Genomic DNA, 15,452 nt, shown 5'->3' on the forward strand with positions numbered 1-15,452 from the left:
TCCGGATCGCGAAAGAGCCTGACGCATGGGCGGCCTCGGCCCCGGGATCGGGGGCCTCGAATATCTGGTGATCGGCATCGTGGCGCTTCTGGTCGTTGGACCTGAGCGGCTGCCTGGAATGCTGCGCCAGTTGGGCAAGCTGGTCGCCAAGGCGCGCGGCATGGCCAACGACTTCCGTTCCAGCTTCGACGAGATGGCGCGACAGTCGGAATTGGACGACCTGCGCAAGGAGGTCCAGGCCCTGAGGGACGGCACCAGCACGGCCGGGCAGGGGATGGTGCGCCTCGGCGACGAGGCCAACGCCGCCTTCAAGGACATCAAGGACGAGCTCGAGAAGCCCGCCTATGTCGAGCCGCCGCCTCGCGCGGTGATGCTGGACCAGCCGGAGTTCCCGGAACCGGTCATCGAGCCTGTGAAGCCGTTGAAGGCACGCAAGCCGCGCGCGACGGCAGCCAGGAGTGCGGCCGCTACCAAGTCGAGCGCGACGCCGGCCTCCAAGCCCGCTGCGGTTAAGCCCACTCCAGCCAAGCCCACGGCGGCCAAGTCAGTGAAGACCAAAGCCGCCACGCCGAAGGCTGCGAAGCCGCGCGCGCCACGCAAGCCTAAAGTCGCTCAATGACCAACCGCGACGAAGCCGAGATCGAGGCGTCGCGGGCGCCGTTGATGGACCATCTGGTCGAGCTGCGCGGGCGGCTGGTGACCTGTGTCGTGGCGTTCGGCCTGGCGTTCATCCTGTGCTTCTTCTTCGCCGGGCCGATCTATGTGTTCCTGGTCAAGCCGTTCGCGGCGGCCAGCGCGCTGCACGCCAACATGGTGGGCCACAGCGTGTCACCGCTGGACCTGATCCTGGTCACGGCGGGCATCCATCCGATGCCGGCGACGACGCAGGAGGCGGCCCAGTTGATCTATACCGCGCCGCTGGAGATCCTTTTCACCAAGATGAAGCTGGCGGGCTTCGGAGCCGTTTTCCTGGCCTTCCCGGTGCTGGCCTTCCAGCTCTATCAGTTCGTGGCGCCGGGCCTGTATCGCAACGAGAAGGGCGCCTTCCTGCCCTTCCTGGTGGCTTCGCCTCTGTTGTTCCTGCTGGGCGCGTCGCTGGTCTATTTCGTGATGCTGCCGTTCGTGATGTGGTTCTCGCTCAGCCAGCAGATCAGTTCGGACACGGTGGCCGTGGCCCTGCTGCCGAAGGTGTCGGAGTATCTGAACCTGGTGACGGCGCTGGTTCTGGCCTTCGGCCTCTGTTTCCAGTTGCCGGTCGTGATGACCTTGCTGGGGCTGGCGGGTCTGATCAGTTCAAAGTTCATGGCAGAAGGTCGTCGCTACGCCATCGTGGCCGTCGTCGTCCTGGCCGCCATCGTGACGCCGCCGGACCCGATCAGCCAACTGATGCTCGCCGTGCCGCTGTGCATCCTCTACGAAATCTCGATCTGGTGCGTGCGGCTGATCGAATTGCGCCGCAAGAAGGACGAGGACGCCGAACAGCTGGCTTCAGCCTAGGCGCTGGGATACGGGGTTTCTGCTCGACCCAATGCCAACGCGCTCTGAGCCATGGGCTGTTTTGGATGCAGATCGATCTAGACGGACGAAACTGGCAGACGGAAGGCGACTTCATCGAAGCCGTTCTGGCGGCCGTGGAAGCTCCGTCATGGCATGGGCGCAACTACAACGCTCTGCGAGACTCCTTCGTCGCAGGCTCGGTCAACGGGATAGATCCCCCTTACGACTTCATCATCACAATGCCGCCCACTCATAATCCGGAGTTGGCGGAGGCGGTTCGCTACTTCGTGGCCCGGATGTCCGACTGGCAGGCAGAAGGCGCCCAACTCTCCGTTCGCGTGGTCTAGCTCGACGGCTCGCCCAAGATGGCCGTTGACTGCCGCTGATCGCCGGGTGCCGCCTACCAACAGAAAGCCCCGGACGGCGGACCGTCCGGGGCTCTTGCTATCAGCCGACCTTGCCGATCAGCAGCTGTAGTACATGTCGAACTCGACCGGATGCGGGTGCAGTTGCAGGCGCATGACCTCTTCCATCTTCAGCTCGATGTAGCTGTCGATGAAGTCGTCATCCATGACGCCGCCCTTCTTGAGGAAGGCGCGGTCCTTGTCGAGGTTCTCGAGGGCTTCCTTGAGCGAGCCGCAGACCTCGGGGATCGAGCCGCGCTCTTCCGGCGGCAGGTCGTAGAGGTTCTTGTCGGCGGGGCCGCCCGGATCGATCTGGTTCTCGATCCCATCGAGGCCGGCCATGAGCAGGGCGACGAAGGTCAGATAGGGGTTGCCCATCGGGTCGGGGAAGCGAGCCTCCAGACGCTTTGCCTTGGGCGACGAGGTGTGCGGGATACGGATCGAGGCCGAACGGTTGCGGGCCGAATAGGCCAGTTTCACCGGGGCTTCGTAGCCGGGCACCAGACGCTTGTAGGAGTTGGTGGTCGAGTTCGCGAAGGCGTTGATGGCCTTGGCGTGCTTGATGATGCCGCCGATGTACCACAGACATTCCTGGCTCAGACCGGCGTACTTGTCGCCGGCGAACTGGGGCTTGCCGTCCTTCCAGATCGACATGTGGACGTGCATGCCCGAGCCGTTGTCGCCGAACATGGGCTTGGCCATGAAGGTCGCCGACTTGCCGTAGGCCGCGGCCACGTTGTGGATCACGTACTTATAGAGCTGGAGGCGGTCGGCCATGGTCAGCAGGTCCGAGAACTTCAGGCCGAGCTCGTGCTGGGCCGGGGCCACCTCGTGGTGGTGCTTCTCGGGGTTGAGGCCGAGGTCGCGCATGACGCCCAGCATCTCGCCGCGCAGGTCCTGGCCCGAGTCGACCGGGTTGACGGGGAAGTAGCCGCCCTTGGGCCCGGGGCGGTGGCCCATGTTGCCCTCGGTGTATTCCGAGCCCGTGTTGGCCGGCAGCTCGATCGAATCGTAGGAATAGCCGGTGTTGTGCGGCTTGGTGTTCCAGCGGACGTCGTCGAAGATGAAGAACTCGGCTTCCGGGCCGAAATAGACCTGGTCGCCCACGCCCGAGGACTGGACATAGGCCAGGGCCTTCTTGGCCATCGAGCGGCTGTCGCGGTTGTAGGGTTCGCCCGTGTCCGGGTTCATCACGTCGCAGAACAGGAACATCGTCGTCTGCTGGTAGAAGGGATCGATGTAGGCCGTCGTCAGGTCCGGCATCAGCAGCATGTCCGACTCGTTGATCGCCTTCCAGCCGGCGATGGACGAGCCGTCGAACATCGTGCCCTCTTCGAGGAATTCCTCGTCGACCAGGTCGATGTCGAAGGTGACGTGCTGCAGGCGACCCTTGGTGTCGGTGAAGCGGACGTCGACGTATTTCACGTCCTTGTCCTTGATCTCCTGCAGGATTTTCTTGGCGGCGCTCATGGTCGATGATCCTTCTTCGTTTCTTCTGGGGAGGAAGTTTTTTGCGGGGTTGGGCCTAGACGGCTTGCGCCCCGGTTTCGCCGGTGCGGATGCGGATGACGTCGATCACGTCGGAGACGAAGATCTTGCCGTCACCGATCTTGCCGGTGCGAGCTGCGGTCTGGATGGCCTCGACCACGGCCGGGTAGAGGTCGTCGGCGACCACCACCTCGATCTTGATCTTGGGCAGGAAGTCGATGACGTATTCGGCGCCGCGATAGAGTTCGGAGTGACCCTTCTGACGGCCGTATCCCTTGGCTTCGAGCACGGTCATGCCCTGCACTCCGATGTCCTGGAGCGCCTCCTTAACGTCGTCGAGCTTGAACGGCTTGATGACGGCTTCGATCTTCTTCATGGGCGCCCCCGAGGCGGCATCGAATAGGCCACACACTCGGGGACCAAAGGGACATCGCATCGCACCATAAGGCAAGGGGCGATTTGCATTTTCGTCACGGAAGAGCGTTCTGGAAACGATGAGTGAAACCAACGACCCCGCCTTGTGGCGCAAAGCCCTGCCGTGGCCCGGCCCGGATACGCACAAGCATCAGCGCGGGCGGCTGGGCGTGGTGTCGGGCGGACGGTTGAGCACCGGAGCGGCCCGGCTGGCGGCGCGGGCGGGCCTGAGGGTGGGGGCGGGTCTGGTGCGGATCCTGTGTCCGCCGGATGCGGGCTCGGTGATCGCCGGGGCCGTCGAGGCGGTCATGGTGTCGGATTTCGAGACGCCGGAGGCCCTGGCGACGCTGGCCGAGCCGCTGGATTGCGTGGTGATCGGGCCGGCGGCGGGGCTGACCGAGGCGACGGAGAGGAACCTGGCCGCGCTGGCCGGGACGAAGGCGGCCCTGGTGGTCGATGCGGACGCTCTGACGCTGTTCAAAGGGAGGGCGGAGGCGCTGTTTCCGCTCCTGAATGCGGCCGATGTGATGACCCCGCACGAGGGCGAGTTCGAACGACTGTTTCCGGGCCTGCTGGCGAGCGGTCGGGAAGCGGCGGCGGTCGAGGCGGCGCTGGCCAGCGGGGCGCATATTGTGTTGAAGGGCCGAGAGACGGTGATTGCAGAGCCGGACGGGCTGGTCAGGGTCAATCGTAACGGCACGCCGTGGCTGGCGACAGCGGGCAGCGGCGATGTCCTGGCGGGGCTGATCGGCGGATTGATCGCTTCGGGCATGCCGACGTTCGAGGCGGCGTCGGCTGCGGTGTGGATGCACGCGGATGCGGCCGGGCGGTTCGGGCCGGGACTGACGGCGGAGGATCTGCCGGGGCTAATCCCGGCGGTGCTGCGCGATCTGGCGTGACGGCGATCGCAATCCACAGCGGAAGAACAAAGGCGGAACAATTGGCTTGAGGCGTTTGTCTCGGCGTGGTTCGCTGGCGGGAGGGAGCCCGCCATGCGTGACATTCGAAACGATTTCTATGAGCCGCGAAACCTGAGCGAGCCGGGGGCGCGGCTGGTTGTCGCGTGCGACGCGCGGGGGTGCGAGCGGGCGACCCTGATGGACCCCCGGCCGCTGTTCGGGGCGCGGCGATACTGGCCCGTCAGCGGGCGATCGGAGCGGTTCCGGTGCACCTGCGGGTCGCGGGTGACGACGCTGACCTACACGGCGAATACAGCCCAGAAGGATGGGCCGATCTCGATGGATGCGATCCGTCTCTGGCTCTGACGCAGTTGCCTGATCCAGCCGGGTCGCCTAGGTCCGGTGGGTGAGCCTTGAATCCCTTCCCGCAGAAGTCGCCGGGGGCGACGTGACCGCCTATCGCAGGGCGCTGGGCGCGTTCGCGACCGGGGTCTGCGTCGTGACGGCCGACAGCCAGCTCGGGCCGCTGGGGATCACCATCAACTCTTTTACCTCGGTGTCGCTGACGCCGCGCCTGGTGGTGTGGTGCCTGGATGAGCGGTCCGAGCGCTGGCCTGCCTTCTGCGAGGCGGAACGGTTCTCGATCCACGTTCTGGATGCCCAGTCGGAGGCCCTGGCCCGCCGCTTCGCCAAGGGCATCGGACTGATGGAGCCGCATGAGTTCCAGCGCGTGGGCGAGGCGCCGCCGAGGCTGGGTGCCGCGGCTGCACGGTTCGACTGCAAGACCCACGACCGGGTGCAGATGGGCGACCATATGATGATCATCGGCGAGGTCGAGGGCTTCGAGGCCTCGGGCGGGGCGGCCGCCCTGACCTATTTCCAGGGCCGCTACGGCATCGCCGGCGGAGCCCAGGCGTGAGGATCGGTTTCGCGGGCCTGGGCGTGATGGGCGGGCCGATGGCGCGCCATCTGGTCAAGGCCGGTCACGAGGTCGCGGGCTACAACCGCTCGCCCGACAAGGCGCGGGCCTGGGCTGAGGCCAGCGGCGGGGTGTTCGCGGGGACCGTGGGCGAGGCGGCGACGGGCGCGGACCTGTTCATCCTGTGCGTCGGCAATGACGACGACGTGCGCCAGGTCGTGGGCGAGGCGCTGTCCACCCTGAAGTCGGGCGCCGTCATCGTGGATCACACGACAACCTCGGCCAGGGTGGCGCGGGAGATGGCCGAGCTGTGCGGCGTGCAAGGCGTGGCCTTCATCGACGCGCCGGTCTCGGGCGGTCAGGCGGGGGCCGAGAACGGCCAGCTCAGCGTCATGGCGGGCGGCGATGCGGAGGCGCTGGAAACGGCGCGGCCGGCGGTCATGGCCTATTCCAAGGCGATCCAGCACATGGGCCCCTCGGGGGCGGGCCAGCTTACGAAGATGGTCAACCAGATCGCCATCGCCGGCGTGGTCCAGGGGCTGGCTGAGGCCGTGCATTTCGCCAAGGTCGCGGGGCTGGATACGGACGCCGCCTATGACGCCGTGTCCAAGGGCGCGGCCCAGTCCTGGCAGATGGACAACCGCTGGAAGACGGCGGCCAAGGGCGAGTTCGAGTTCGGCTTCGCGGTCGACTGGATGCGCAAGGACCTGGGGCTGGTGCTGGACGAGGCGCGGGCGAACGGCGCGGTGCTTTCGCTGACGGCCCTGGTGGATCAGTTCTATTCAGAGGTTCAGGGGATGGGCGGGAACCGCTGGGACACGTCGAGCCTGAAGGCGCGCCTGAAGCCCTGAACCGCCCGGATTGGACTCGAAGGGCCCCGAGTCCAGCGAGTCCATTTCGCCGAGAAGTGCCGCATAGTGGGTTGAATTTCATAGACTACATAGGGTGAGGTGGAGTTGGGCTCCGGGACGCCCTTGAGTCCAAATCATGTGCTGGAGGGTAAGATGAGCCTGCGTTTCGCGACGATGCTGATGTGTGCGGCGCTCTGGTGCGGTTCAGCGAGCGCCCAGACCTGGACGCCGGTCGAGGGGGATGTGGCAATCGGCGACCTGCCGATGGCGCGTGGCGAGGCCCTGGCCAACGCTCGGATACACTATCGGACTTTGGGCGAGCCCCGGCGCGATGCGGACGGCAAGGTCACCAATGCGGTGATGCTGCTGCATGGCACGGGCGGGACGGGGGCGACCTTCCTGTCTCCGCAGTTCGCGGGCGAGCTGTTCGGACCGGGCCAGCCGCTGGATGTGACCCGCTACTATATCATCATGCCCGACGGGCTGGGCCACGGCGGATCGTCGAAGCCCAGCGATGGCCTGCGCGCCCGCTTCCCCGAGTACGGCTACAACGAGATGGTCGAGGCGCAGCGGCGGATGCTGGTCGACGGGCTGAAGGTCGATCGTCTGCGGCTGATCCTAGGCACCTCGATGGGCTGCATGCATGCCTTCGTGTGGGGCGAGGAACACCCCGAGTTCGCCGACGCCCTGATGCCCATGGCCTGCATCCCGACCGAGATCGTCGGGCGCAACCGGCTGTGGCGCTCGATGGTCAAGGACGCCATTCGCGCGGACCCGCTGTGGAACGGTGGCGACTATGTCGAACAGCCCGTGCAGGGGTTGAGGACGGCGGTGGACCTGTTGCTGCTGGCCGGCGGAGCGGTGATGCCGATGCATCGCGATCTGGCCACGCCCGAGGCCGTCGACGGCTATCTGGCGACCCAGCTGGAGCGGCGGCTGCCGACGATCGACGCCAACGACTTCTGGTATCAGGTCAATGCGTCCTGGGACTACGACCCCTCGGCCAACCTGGAGCGGATCACGGTACCGGTGGCCTGGATCAACTCGGCCGACGACTTCATCAATCCGCCGGAACTGGGACTGGCCGAACGGTTCGCGCCGCGGATCGCCAACGGGACCTATCGGCTGATCCCCAACAGCCTCGACGGCAAGGGCCACGGGACCCATACGTGGGCGCGGTTCTGGAAGGACGATCTGGTGGCGTTGCTGGCGCGGAGCGAACGGTAGGTCCTATCGACACTCAGGCTCCTTCCCATCCGTGAACCCCGGCGAAGGCCGGGGTCCAGATCACGGATCCAGGCGGCCGGGATATCGCACCGACCTTCCTGCGGGGCGTCGGCGTTCGCCATCTGGACCCCGGCCTTCGCCGGGGTGCACGGTGAAAAAGGGTCGCACGGTCCGGTGTCGGTGGAGCCTAAGGAGCGGCTTCCCGCCAGGCCTGGAGGATTGTGATCTTGGGTTCCAGCATCTGGCCGCGCATGAAGCCTTCGCCCTCGGTGGGGGAGGTGGGCGCCGCGAGGATGGTGCGGATCACGTCCATCCCCTCGACGACCCGGCCGAAGACGGCGAAGCCGTCGGGATCGATCGAGAAGGACCGGCCGGCGTCATAGGACAGGGTCGGTCCGACCGAGACGAAGAAGTCGCCCGTGGCGGTGCCGGGCGCATAGCGAGCCATGGAGACCGCGCCGTCGATGTGGCTGAGGCCCGTCTGGGTCGTCGGCTCGTGAGCGATGGGCGGCAGGCTGCGCTCGGGATCATTGTTCGTGCCGCCCTGGACCAGGCCGGTAGGGGCGCCCGGCGCGGCCTGCATGGCGCGATAGAAGCTCGTGCCGTCGAAGCGGTGCTCGTCCACGTATCTGAGGAAGTTGGCGGCGGTGACCGGGGCCTTGGTCGTCTCGACCTCGATGACGATGCGGCCGGCCGAGGTTTCCATCTGCACGCGGGGCAGGACGGGCGCGGGCGCGTCCTGGGCACCGGCGATGGCGGGCCATAGCAGCAAGGCGGCCCACAACAGGACGGGGAGGCCGAAGAAGCGGCGTCTGATCATCGGAGGTGTCTCACGTCGTTCGCGGGCGACGCTAGCGGGATCAGCCGGCCTCTGCCAGAGCGCGATCCAGCGACAGGACGGGCAGTTCGCCAATGTCCCAGCCACGCGCGCCGATGGGCTCGGCCAGGGGGCGGCAGATGCCGGGGCCGGTCAGGAAGGGGAAGTCGAGGCTGACGGCCAGCTCGCGCTCGACCTTGGTGCGGACGTTGGTCAGTCCGGCCCAGATGCGACGGCGCCTGTATTCCGAGGCGTGCGAGGCGAACCGCCGGAGCGCGGCCGTCCGAACTTCCTGTGTCGCGTGGGGCAGGACGAGGGTGACGCTGGTGACGGTCTTCTCGGCCAGTTGGCGGACCTCGAAATCGGGATCCTGGGTGCGGAGGTCCAGGCGGGCGAAGGCGCAGCTGAGGGCCTCGTGGATCACCTTGATGGACTGGAACGACGGGGCGCGCGGCACGTCATAGACGGTTGCGGCCAGTTGAACGCGGGTCTCCGGCGGCAGGATGCCCAGCAGTTCGACATAGTTGGCGCGCTGGGTCGGGCGGACCAGGGTCGAGAAGGAGACCGGCACATAGAGGGGCGCGGTGCTGGGGAAGTCGAGCAGGAAGCGCAGCGCCGTCATCACGCAGCCGCCGTCGAACGATTCGGAATCGATCGGCAGGTGCTCCTCTCCATCGACGGCGCTGTACCAGGTCTCGGCGCGGGACGGGGTGCAGCTGATGACGTCGCCGACGAAGGCCCGGCCACGGGGGAAATAGATCCCTTGGGCGGCGTCGATGGAGGGGCCGAAGTTGAAATCGTCGATCGGGCCCTTGGGTGCGCGCACGTCCTCGGGCACATCGATCAGGGTTCCGTCGGGCGCGATGCGACGCAGGCGGCCGCCTTTCGGCAGGCGACCGGGGTCCTCCATGGCCAGCACCACCTCTTCGGCGGTGGCGGCGGTGAAGGCCTGGATGGCTTCGTCCTCACCCTCGAACAAGACCAGTTTGACGGCGTCCTCGACGCCGGTGCCGAACAGCCGCTCCTGAAGCTCGGTGGCCAGGTGGGCCAGTTCGACGGTGTCGAGCTGGTCTGTCTGGGGGTCGCTGAGCAGATAGCAGTAGTGGCTCAACTGATCGGCGGTGCGTGGCCGGACCCAGCGGACCTCAAGGAAGATGTTGGCATATTTGGCGACCAGCGGGCCGAGCGTCTCCGCAGGCAAATCCGTGCGATTTGCGTCGACCATGACCCGCAGGCACGAAACAGCCGTCATCCGGTTCCCTTTTCCCGAGCATTTGCGGGTCCGGGTGAAGATTTGGCGAAGGAGCTTTGCCGTTAGCGGCCCAGCAGACGGGCGGCTTGGGGCGCGAAATAGCTGAGCACGCCGGCGCAGCCCGCACGCTTGAAGCCGTGCAGGGTCTCCAGGATGGCGCGGTCCTGGTCCAGCCAGCCGTTGGCGATGGAGGCCTGCATCATGGCGTACTCGCCGCTGACTTGGTAGGCGAAGGTCGGGATCTTGAAGGTCTCGGAGACCCGCTGGACGATATCGAGATAGGGCATGCCGGGCTTGACCATGACCATGTCGGTGCCCTCGGAGATGTCCATGGCGACCTCCTTCAGGGCCTCGTCGGAGTTGGCGTAGTCCATCTGATAGGTCTTCTTGTCGCCGGTCAGCATCTTCGCCGAGCCGACAGCGTCGCGGTACGGGCCGTAGAAGGCCGAGGCGAACTTGGCGGCGTAGGACAGGATCAGGGTGTCGTGGAAGCCGTTGGCCTCCAGCGCCTCTCGGATGGCCTGGACCCGGCCGTCCATCATGTCGGAGGGGGCGACGACGTCGGCGCCGGCGTGGGCCTGGATAAAGGCCTGTTCGGCGAGGCGGTCGAGCGAGGCGTCGTTGACGATGCGGCCGTCTTCCACGACGCCGTCATGGCCGTGGTCGGTGTAGCAGTCGAGCGCCACGTCGCACATGACGCCGATCTCGGGCGCCGCGTCCTTGATGGCCTTGATGCAGTCGGGGATCAGGCCGTCGGGATCGGTCGCGCCTGTGCCGATGGCGTCCTTGGTGGCGGCGTCGACATTGGGGAAGAGGGCGACCATGGGGATGCCGAGGTCGCGGGCCTCGACGGCGGCCTGGGCTGCGGCTTTCGGCGACAGGCGGAAGACGCCGGGCATGGAGGGGACGGGGACGCGGTCTTCCGAGCCATCGTGGACGATCAGGGGCCAGATCAGGTCTGACGGCGTCAGGGTGGTCTCGGCGACGAGGCGGCGCACCCACGGCTGGCTGCGCAGGCGGCGGGGACGGGCCATGGGGAAGGCGGCGGGCATGAAGGGGAGGGTCATGGGCTGTATCTACCTTCCTTCTCCCGGCGGGAGAAGGTGGCCGCGAAGCGGACGGATGAGGGGTTGGCTTCGCCGTTGAGGCACGACCCTCACCCTTTCGCGCCAGAACGACGGCTGCGCCGCCGTGCGCTCAAGCCCTCTCCCACCGGGAGAGGGATGCGGATAGAAGCGTCGAAAAGTTTGCAGGAAACACCATGGATTTCGCCCTCAACGAAGATCAACGCGCCATTCAGGATGCGGCGCGGGCCTTCGCCGACGCAGAACTGGCGCCGCACTCGGCCGAGTGGGACGAGCACAAGATCTTCCCGGTCGATGTGATGCGTCAGGCGGCCGAGATGGGCTTCTGCGGGATCTACGCGTCGGAGGAGCATGGCGGCATGGCCCTGGGCCGGGTCGAGGCGGCCTTGATTTTTGAAGAGCTGTCACGCGGAGACGTGGCGACGGCGGCCTTCATCTCGATCCACAATATGTCGACCTGGATGATCGACCGGTTCGGCTCCGACGACCTGCGTCAGCGCTATGTGCCGAAGCTGACGACGATGGAGAACATCGCCTCCTACTGCCTGACCGAGCCGGGCTCGGGATCGGACGCGGCGGCTATGCGGACGACGGCGGTCAGGGACGGTGACGACTGGGTTCTGAACGGGTCAAAGGCCTTCATCTCGGGGGCCGGGACCTCGGACATCTATGTCGTCATGGCGCGGACCGGCGAGGCGGGGGCCAAAGGGATTTCCGCCTTCGTCGTCGACAAGGATGCGCCGGGCCTCAGCTTCGGAGCGCAAGAGAAGAAGATGGGCTGGAACGCCCAGCCGACGGCCATCGTCCAGTTCGACGACTGTCGCGTGCCGGCGGCGAACCTGCTGGGCACGGAAGGGGACGGCTTCCGCTATGCGATGTCGGGTCTGGACGGCGGGCGGCTGAACATCGCGGCCTGTTCGCTGGGCGGGGCGCGGCTGGCGCTGGAGACGGCGCTCGCCTACGTCACGACGCGCAAACAGTTCGGCAAGCCGATCGCCGATTTCCAGAACACCCAGTTCAAGCTGGCGGACATGGCGACGGAGCTGGAGGCGGCGCGGCTGATGGTGCTGCGCGGGGCCTGGGCCATCGACACCGACCATCCCGAGAAGACCAAATGGTGCGCCATGGCCAAGCGCATGGCGACGGACGCCTGTCACCAGATCGCCGATGAGGCGCTGCAGCTTCACGGCGGCTACGGCTATCTGAAGGACTATCCGCTGGAGCGGATCGTGCGGGATCTGCGGGTGCACCGCATCCTGGAGGGGACGAACGAGATCATGCGGGTGATCACCGCGCGCGAGATGATGCGGCAGTGAGCGCGCCGCCGATCAAGTCCGTCCTGATCGTCGGCGGCGGCACGGCGGGCTGGATGGCGGCAGCGGCGATCAAGCGGTCGGTGGGGCCCAACGCCGAGGTGCGGCTGGTCGAGAGCGCCGACATCGGCATCGTCGGCGTGGGGGAGGCGACGGTGCCGCCGATCCGCGACTTCAACGCCCTGATCGGTCTCGACGAGGCCGAATTCATGCGCGAGACCAAGGCCACGATCAAACTCGGCATCGCGTTCAAGGGGTGGGGCCGCAAGGACAGCGCCTATTTCCACCCGTTCGGGACGTTCGGGACGGGGCCTACGCTGGGCGATTTTCCCGGCTCGTATTTCGCGCTCAGAGACCGGGGCAAGGCGGGGTCGCTGGAGGCCTATTCCATCACCTCGCATGCGGCCAAGCGTGGCAAGGTCGGGGCACGGTCGGGGGATCCCCGGTCGGCCCTGGCGGGATTTCATACCGCCTATCATTTCGATGCGACCCTGTATGGCCAGTATCTGCGCAAGGTCTGCGCCGGGCGGGGCATCGAGCGGATCGAGGGCGAGATCGTCGGGGTCGTGCAGCGGCCTGAGGACGGCTTCGTCGACCATGTCGTACTGAAGGACGGGCGTACGCTGAGCGCAGATCTATTCATCGACTGCACCGGGTTCCGGGGCCTGTTGATCGAGGGGGCGCTGAAGGCGGGGTACGAGGACTGGTCCCGCTGGCTGCCGATGAACCGGGCCATGGCCGTGCCCTGCGCCAAGGTGCGGGCGGTGGATCCGTTCACGTCCTCGACGGCGGAGGACGCCGGCTGGCGCTGGCGGATCGCGCTGCAGCACCGAACGGGCAACGGCTATGTCTATTGCTCGGACTTCATCGACGACGATGCGGCCAGGGAGACCCTGCTGGCGGGTCTGGACGGCGAGGCCCTGGCGGATCCGCGTCCACTGCGGTTCGTGACCGGCAGGCGCAAGAAGCTGTGGGACAAGAATGTCGTGTCGCTGGGCCTGTCGTCAGGCTTCATCGAACCGCTGGAATCGACCAGCATCCATCTGGTTCAGGCGGGGATCACCCGGCTGTTGCAACACTGGCCGGACACGGGCTTCAGCCAGACGAACACGGACGGCTACAACCGGCGTCTGAACCGCGAGATCGAGCTGATCCGCGACTTCGTGATCCTGCACTATCATGCGACCGAGAGGGACGACACGCCGTTCTGGCGGCAGGTCCGCGACATGCCGATCCCCGACAGCCTGGCCGAGCGGGTCGAGCTGTTCCGCGACCGAGGCCTGTTGTTCCAGGTCGGGGCCGACGAATATTTCAGCCAGGGCTCGTGGATGGCGGTGATGATGGGGCAGGGGATCGTGCCGAAGGCGCACAACCCCCTCTATGACTATCAGGACCTGGACCGGGTGGCGGCGGGCTTCGAGCAGATCAAACAGGCCTGGGCGGCGACGGCGGAAAACCTGCCGGCGCACGAGGATTATCTGAAGGCGAACAGGATGTGGGCGGGTCCAGGCCCAGATTGAATATGGTCTGAAAAATGATAAGCTGACCACAACTGATCAGGATCGGACATGCGCGAAGTCGGAGTGCTCGAAGCGAAGACGACATTCTCGTCCATCGTCGCCGAGGTCGAGCGGACGGGAGAGGACGTTATCGTGACGCGCTACGGAAAGCCCGCTGTGCGCATCTCATCAGCCGTCGCCAAACCTCGACTGAGCGAGGCCGAGCGCGCCGAGCTCATCCGCCAGATGATCGCGGATCGAGACAGGCAGCCCCTCATCGAACCTTTGGATATCCGAGACGCCCTGGGTCGCAACCGGGGTGAGGAATGGTCCTAGACGCCTCCGTCGCTGCGTCATGGTTTCTGAAAAATCAGGCGACGCGAAGAGCTGACGATCTTCTGGCGAATCGGGATCGCTACAGCTTTGTCGCGCCCATCTATTTCGCAGTCGAGTTGCGGAACCTGCTGCTGGTGGGTGAAAGGCGAGGAGCCCTGACCACGGCCATGGTCGATGAGAACCTTCTTCGCGCGGAGGTTCTCATCGACATCGAGCACGGCGATGTTCATGAGGAAGCCGAGGCCGCGATGGCGACCGGTCGCGCCTATGGTCTGACGCTTTACGACGCGATCTATCTGACCAAGGCCTTGCGCGAGGGCCGTGACCTGGCGTCACGTGATCGGCAACTGCTGGCGGCGGCGACCGCAGCCGGGGTGAAGATCTATGATGCCCGAGACCAGGAGCCGGCATGACTGAGGTATTGATCGGTATCCAGGGAGCGGTCGGGCGTATCACCCTGAACCGGCCGAAGGCGCTGCACGCGCTGAACCTCGGCATGTGCGAGATCATGTCCGACGCGCTGCTGACGTGGCGAGACGATGCGGCCGTCGTTTCGGTGCTGATCGACCATGCGGGCGAGCGGGGGTTCTGCGCGGGCGGGGACATCCGGATGATCGCCGAGAGCGGGGCGACGGATGCGGTGGAGGCGAAAGCCTTCTTCCTGTCGGAGTACCGGCTGAACCATCTGATGTTTTCCTATCCCAAGCCGATCACGGCCATCGTGGACGGGATCGTGATGGGCGGCGGCGTGGGCATCTCCGAACCGGCGACGGTGCGGATCGCGACCGAGCGGACGACCTATGCCATGCCGGAGACGGGGATCGGCCTGTTCCCCGATGTCGGCGGCGGCTGGTTCCTGCCGAGGCTGCCGGGCGAGGCCGGGACGTGGCTGGCGCTGACCGGGGCGCGGTTGAAGGCGGCGGACACCGTGGCGCTGGGGATCCACACGCATTTCGTTCCGGCCGATGCCGTCGAGGCCCTGAAGGCGCATCTGATCGCATCTGGACCGGACGCGGTGGCCGGTCATGCAGTGGATGCCGGACCTGCGCCGCTGGCGTCACATCGTGAGACCATCGACCGGCTGTTCGCCTTCGATACGGTCGAGGAAATCTTCGCGGCGCTGGAGGCGGACGGGTCGGACTGGGCGCTGGCGCAGCTGGCGATCCTGAAAGCCAAGTCGCCGCAGTCTCTCAAGATAACCCTGCGCCAGCTCAGGGCCGGGCGGGCGATGACCGACTTCGCCGAGGTCATGGCGATGGAGTATCGGCTGGGCGGGCGCGTGGTGCGGACCCACGACTTCCAGGAAGGCGTGCGGGCGGTCATCGTCGACAAGGACAATGCGCCGAAATGGTCGCCGTCAACGCTGGAAGGCGTGTCGGACGCAGACCTCGACGCGCTGTTCGCAGCCCTGCCGGCGGACGAGGAATGGACGCCGCTCGCCTGAGGGCTTG

Annotated in this window: 18 protein-coding genes; 13 read left to right on the forward strand and 5 right to left on the reverse strand. The window is 66.4% G+C overall.

Going from position 1 to position 15,452, the window contains the following annotated elements; genetic code table 11:
• Nucleotides 1–25 precede the first annotated feature (25 nt).
• The 3 genes from tatB (at nucleotide 26) to ACW171_RS03435 (ending at nucleotide 1,844) form a co-directional block, all read left to right on the forward strand.
• The gene (gene tatB / locus ACW171_RS03425; protein ID WP_492095699.1) at nucleotides 26–619 is read left to right on the forward strand and encodes a Sec-independent protein translocase protein TatB; all 594 of its coding nucleotides are present in this window, start codon (nucleotides 26–28) and stop codon (nucleotides 617–619) included.
• Complete coding sequence (gene tatC / locus ACW171_RS03430) at nucleotides 616–1,497, forward strand: twin-arginine translocase subunit TatC (RefSeq protein ID WP_492095700.1); 882 nt, start codon at nucleotides 616–618, stop codon at nucleotides 1,495–1,497. Before tatB ends, tatC begins: the two co-directional genes overlap by 4 nt.
• 65 nt (nucleotides 1,498–1,562) lie before the next feature.
• Nucleotides 1,563–1,844 (forward strand): barstar family protein, encoded by a 282-nt coding sequence (locus tag ACW171_RS03435; protein WP_492095701.1) that lies wholly within the window; start codon nucleotides 1,563–1,565, stop codon nucleotides 1,842–1,844.
• Nucleotides 1,845–1,961: 117 nt separating this feature from the next.
• Here the strand turns inward: ACW171_RS03435 and glnA are convergent, their stop codons facing one another.
• Complete coding sequence (glnA, locus tag ACW171_RS03440) at nucleotides 1,962–3,371, reverse strand: type I glutamate--ammonia ligase (RefSeq protein WP_492095702.1); 1,410 nt, start codon at nucleotides 3,369–3,371, stop codon at nucleotides 1,962–1,964.
• A 55-nt stretch (nucleotides 3,372–3,426) separates the two neighbouring features.
• Nucleotides 3,427–3,765 carry a P-II family nitrogen regulator gene (locus tag ACW171_RS03445; RefSeq protein ID WP_271086072.1) on the reverse strand — a complete coding sequence of 113 codons (339 nt, stop codon included), beginning with the start codon at nucleotides 3,763–3,765 and terminating at the stop codon, nucleotides 3,427–3,429.
• A 118-nt stretch (nucleotides 3,766–3,883) separates the two neighbouring features.
• Here ACW171_RS03445 and ACW171_RS03450 point away from each other — a divergent pair, with 118 nt between their 5' ends.
• From ACW171_RS03450 to ACW171_RS03470, 5 genes are all read left to right on the forward strand, one after another.
• The gene (locus tag ACW171_RS03450; protein ID WP_492095703.1) at nucleotides 3,884–4,702 is read left to right on the forward strand and encodes an NAD(P)H-hydrate dehydratase; all 819 of its coding nucleotides are present in this window, start codon (nucleotides 3,884–3,886) and stop codon (nucleotides 4,700–4,702) included.
• A gap of 93 nt (nucleotides 4,703–4,795) precedes the next feature.
• Entirely contained in the window at nucleotides 4,796–5,068 is a 273-nt protein-coding gene (locus tag ACW171_RS03455) for a hypothetical protein (RefSeq protein ID WP_492095704.1), read from the forward strand.
• A 40-nt stretch (nucleotides 5,069–5,108) separates the two neighbouring features.
• A complete protein-coding gene (locus tag ACW171_RS03460) occupies nucleotides 5,109–5,621 on the forward strand; it encodes a flavin reductase family protein (RefSeq protein ID WP_492095705.1) in 513 nt (170 codons plus the stop codon).
• Entirely contained in the window at nucleotides 5,618–6,472 is an 855-nt protein-coding gene (locus ACW171_RS03465) for an NAD(P)-dependent oxidoreductase (protein WP_492095706.1), read from the forward strand. The genes ACW171_RS03460 and ACW171_RS03465 overlap by 4 nt, the downstream gene beginning before the upstream one ends.
• A 153-nt stretch (nucleotides 6,473–6,625) precedes the next feature.
• On the forward strand, nucleotides 6,626–7,699 hold the full coding sequence (locus ACW171_RS03470; protein ID WP_492095707.1) for an alpha/beta fold hydrolase: 1,074 nt from the start codon (nucleotides 6,626–6,628) through the stop codon (nucleotides 7,697–7,699).
• A gap of 187 nt (nucleotides 7,700–7,886) precedes the next feature.
• Here the strand turns inward: ACW171_RS03470 and ACW171_RS03475 are convergent, their stop codons facing one another.
• The 3 genes from ACW171_RS03475 to hemB all read right to left on the reverse strand — a co-directional run bounded on the left by ACW171_RS03475 (nucleotide 7,887) and on the right by hemB (nucleotide 10,835).
• Nucleotides 7,887–8,519, reverse strand: a complete 633-nt coding sequence (locus ACW171_RS03475) for a peptidylprolyl isomerase (RefSeq protein ID WP_492095708.1) — start codon at nucleotides 8,517–8,519, stop codon at nucleotides 7,887–7,889.
• A 40-nt stretch (nucleotides 8,520–8,559) separates the two neighbouring features.
• On the reverse strand, nucleotides 8,560–9,768 hold the full coding sequence (locus ACW171_RS03480; protein WP_492095709.1) for a hypothetical protein: 1,209 nt from the start codon (nucleotides 9,766–9,768) through the stop codon (nucleotides 8,560–8,562).
• A gap of 62 nt (nucleotides 9,769–9,830) precedes the next feature.
• Nucleotides 9,831–10,835, reverse strand: a complete 1,005-nt coding sequence (gene hemB, locus ACW171_RS03485) for a porphobilinogen synthase (protein ID WP_492095710.1) — start codon at nucleotides 10,833–10,835, stop codon at nucleotides 9,831–9,833.
• A 194-nt stretch (nucleotides 10,836–11,029) separates the two neighbouring features.
• Between hemB and ACW171_RS03490 the strand changes: the two genes are divergently transcribed.
• Genes ACW171_RS03490 through ACW171_RS03510 form a run of 5 tightly spaced genes read left to right on the forward strand, consistent with a single transcriptional unit; the run spans nucleotide 11,030 to nucleotide 15,445 of the window.
• Nucleotides 11,030–12,169: an isobutyryl-CoA dehydrogenase gene (locus tag ACW171_RS03490; protein WP_492095711.1), complete on the forward strand. Its 1,140-nt coding sequence runs from the start codon at nucleotides 11,030–11,032 to the stop codon at nucleotides 12,167–12,169.
• Nucleotides 12,166–13,686: a tryptophan halogenase family protein gene (locus ACW171_RS03495; RefSeq protein ID WP_492095712.1), complete on the forward strand. Its 1,521-nt coding sequence runs from the start codon at nucleotides 12,166–12,168 to the stop codon at nucleotides 13,684–13,686. The genes ACW171_RS03490 and ACW171_RS03495 overlap by 4 nt, the downstream gene beginning before the upstream one ends.
• Before the next feature lie 48 nt (nucleotides 13,687–13,734).
• The gene (locus ACW171_RS03500) at nucleotides 13,735–14,001 is read left to right on the forward strand and encodes a type II toxin-antitoxin system Phd/YefM family antitoxin (protein WP_492095713.1); all 267 of its coding nucleotides are present in this window, start codon (nucleotides 13,735–13,737) and stop codon (nucleotides 13,999–14,001) included.
• On the forward strand, nucleotides 13,992–14,414 hold the full coding sequence (locus tag ACW171_RS03505) for a type II toxin-antitoxin system VapC family toxin (protein WP_492095714.1): 423 nt from the start codon (nucleotides 13,992–13,994) through the stop codon (nucleotides 14,412–14,414). Before ACW171_RS03500 ends, ACW171_RS03505 begins: the two co-directional genes overlap by 10 nt.
• Nucleotides 14,411–15,445, forward strand: a complete 1,035-nt coding sequence (locus ACW171_RS03510) for an enoyl-CoA hydratase/isomerase family protein (RefSeq protein ID WP_492095715.1) — start codon at nucleotides 14,411–14,413, stop codon at nucleotides 15,443–15,445. Before ACW171_RS03505 ends, ACW171_RS03510 begins: the two co-directional genes overlap by 4 nt.
• The last annotated feature ends 7 nt before the right edge of the window (nucleotides 15,446–15,452 follow it).

The organism is Brevundimonas sp. FV1ye28 (assembly GCF_058681135.1).

What these genes read in the sequence shown, in the direction of transcription:
- hemB (WP_492095710.1), bottom strand. Translation starts at nt 10,835, where the DNA reads ATGACCCTCCCCTTCATGCCCGCCGCCTTCCCCATGGCCCGTCCCCGC.
- ACW171_RS03450 (WP_492095703.1), top strand. Translation starts at nt 3,884, where the DNA reads ATGAGTGAAACCAACGACCCCGCCTTGTGGCGCAAAGCCCTGCCGTGG.
- ACW171_RS03480 (WP_492095709.1), bottom strand. Translation starts at nt 9,768, where the DNA reads ATGACGGCTGTTTCGTGCCTGCGGGTCATGGTCGACGCAAATCGCACG.
- ACW171_RS03470 (WP_492095707.1), top strand. Translation starts at nt 6,626, where the DNA reads ATGAGCCTGCGTTTCGCGACGATGCTGATGTGTGCGGCGCTCTGGTGC.
- ACW171_RS03445 (WP_271086072.1), bottom strand. Translation starts at nt 3,765, where the DNA reads ATGAAGAAGATCGAAGCCGTCATCAAGCCGTTCAAGCTCGACGACGTT.
- ACW171_RS03500 (WP_492095713.1), top strand. Translation starts at nt 13,735, where the DNA reads ATGCGCGAAGTCGGAGTGCTCGAAGCGAAGACGACATTCTCGTCCATC.
- tatB (WP_492095699.1), top strand. Translation starts at nt 26, where the DNA reads ATGGGCGGCCTCGGCCCCGGGATCGGGGGCCTCGAATATCTGGTGATC.
- ACW171_RS03490 (WP_492095711.1), top strand. Translation starts at nt 11,030, where the DNA reads ATGGATTTCGCCCTCAACGAAGATCAACGCGCCATTCAGGATGCGGCG.
- ACW171_RS03435 (WP_492095701.1), top strand. Translation starts at nt 1,563, where the DNA reads ATGCAGATCGATCTAGACGGACGAAACTGGCAGACGGAAGGCGACTTC.
- glnA (WP_492095702.1), bottom strand. Translation starts at nt 3,371, where the DNA reads ATGAGCGCCGCCAAGAAAATCCTGCAGGAGATCAAGGACAAGGACGTG.
- ACW171_RS03505 (WP_492095714.1), top strand. Translation starts at nt 13,992, where the DNA reads ATGGTCCTAGACGCCTCCGTCGCTGCGTCATGGTTTCTGAAAAATCAG.
- ACW171_RS03510 (WP_492095715.1), top strand. Translation starts at nt 14,411, where the DNA reads ATGACTGAGGTATTGATCGGTATCCAGGGAGCGGTCGGGCGTATCACC.
- ACW171_RS03455 (WP_492095704.1), top strand. Translation starts at nt 4,796, where the DNA reads ATGCGTGACATTCGAAACGATTTCTATGAGCCGCGAAACCTGAGCGAG.
- ACW171_RS03475 (WP_492095708.1), bottom strand. Translation starts at nt 8,519, where the DNA reads ATGATCAGACGCCGCTTCTTCGGCCTCCCCGTCCTGTTGTGGGCCGCC.
- tatC (WP_492095700.1), top strand. Translation starts at nt 616, where the DNA reads ATGACCAACCGCGACGAAGCCGAGATCGAGGCGTCGCGGGCGCCGTTG.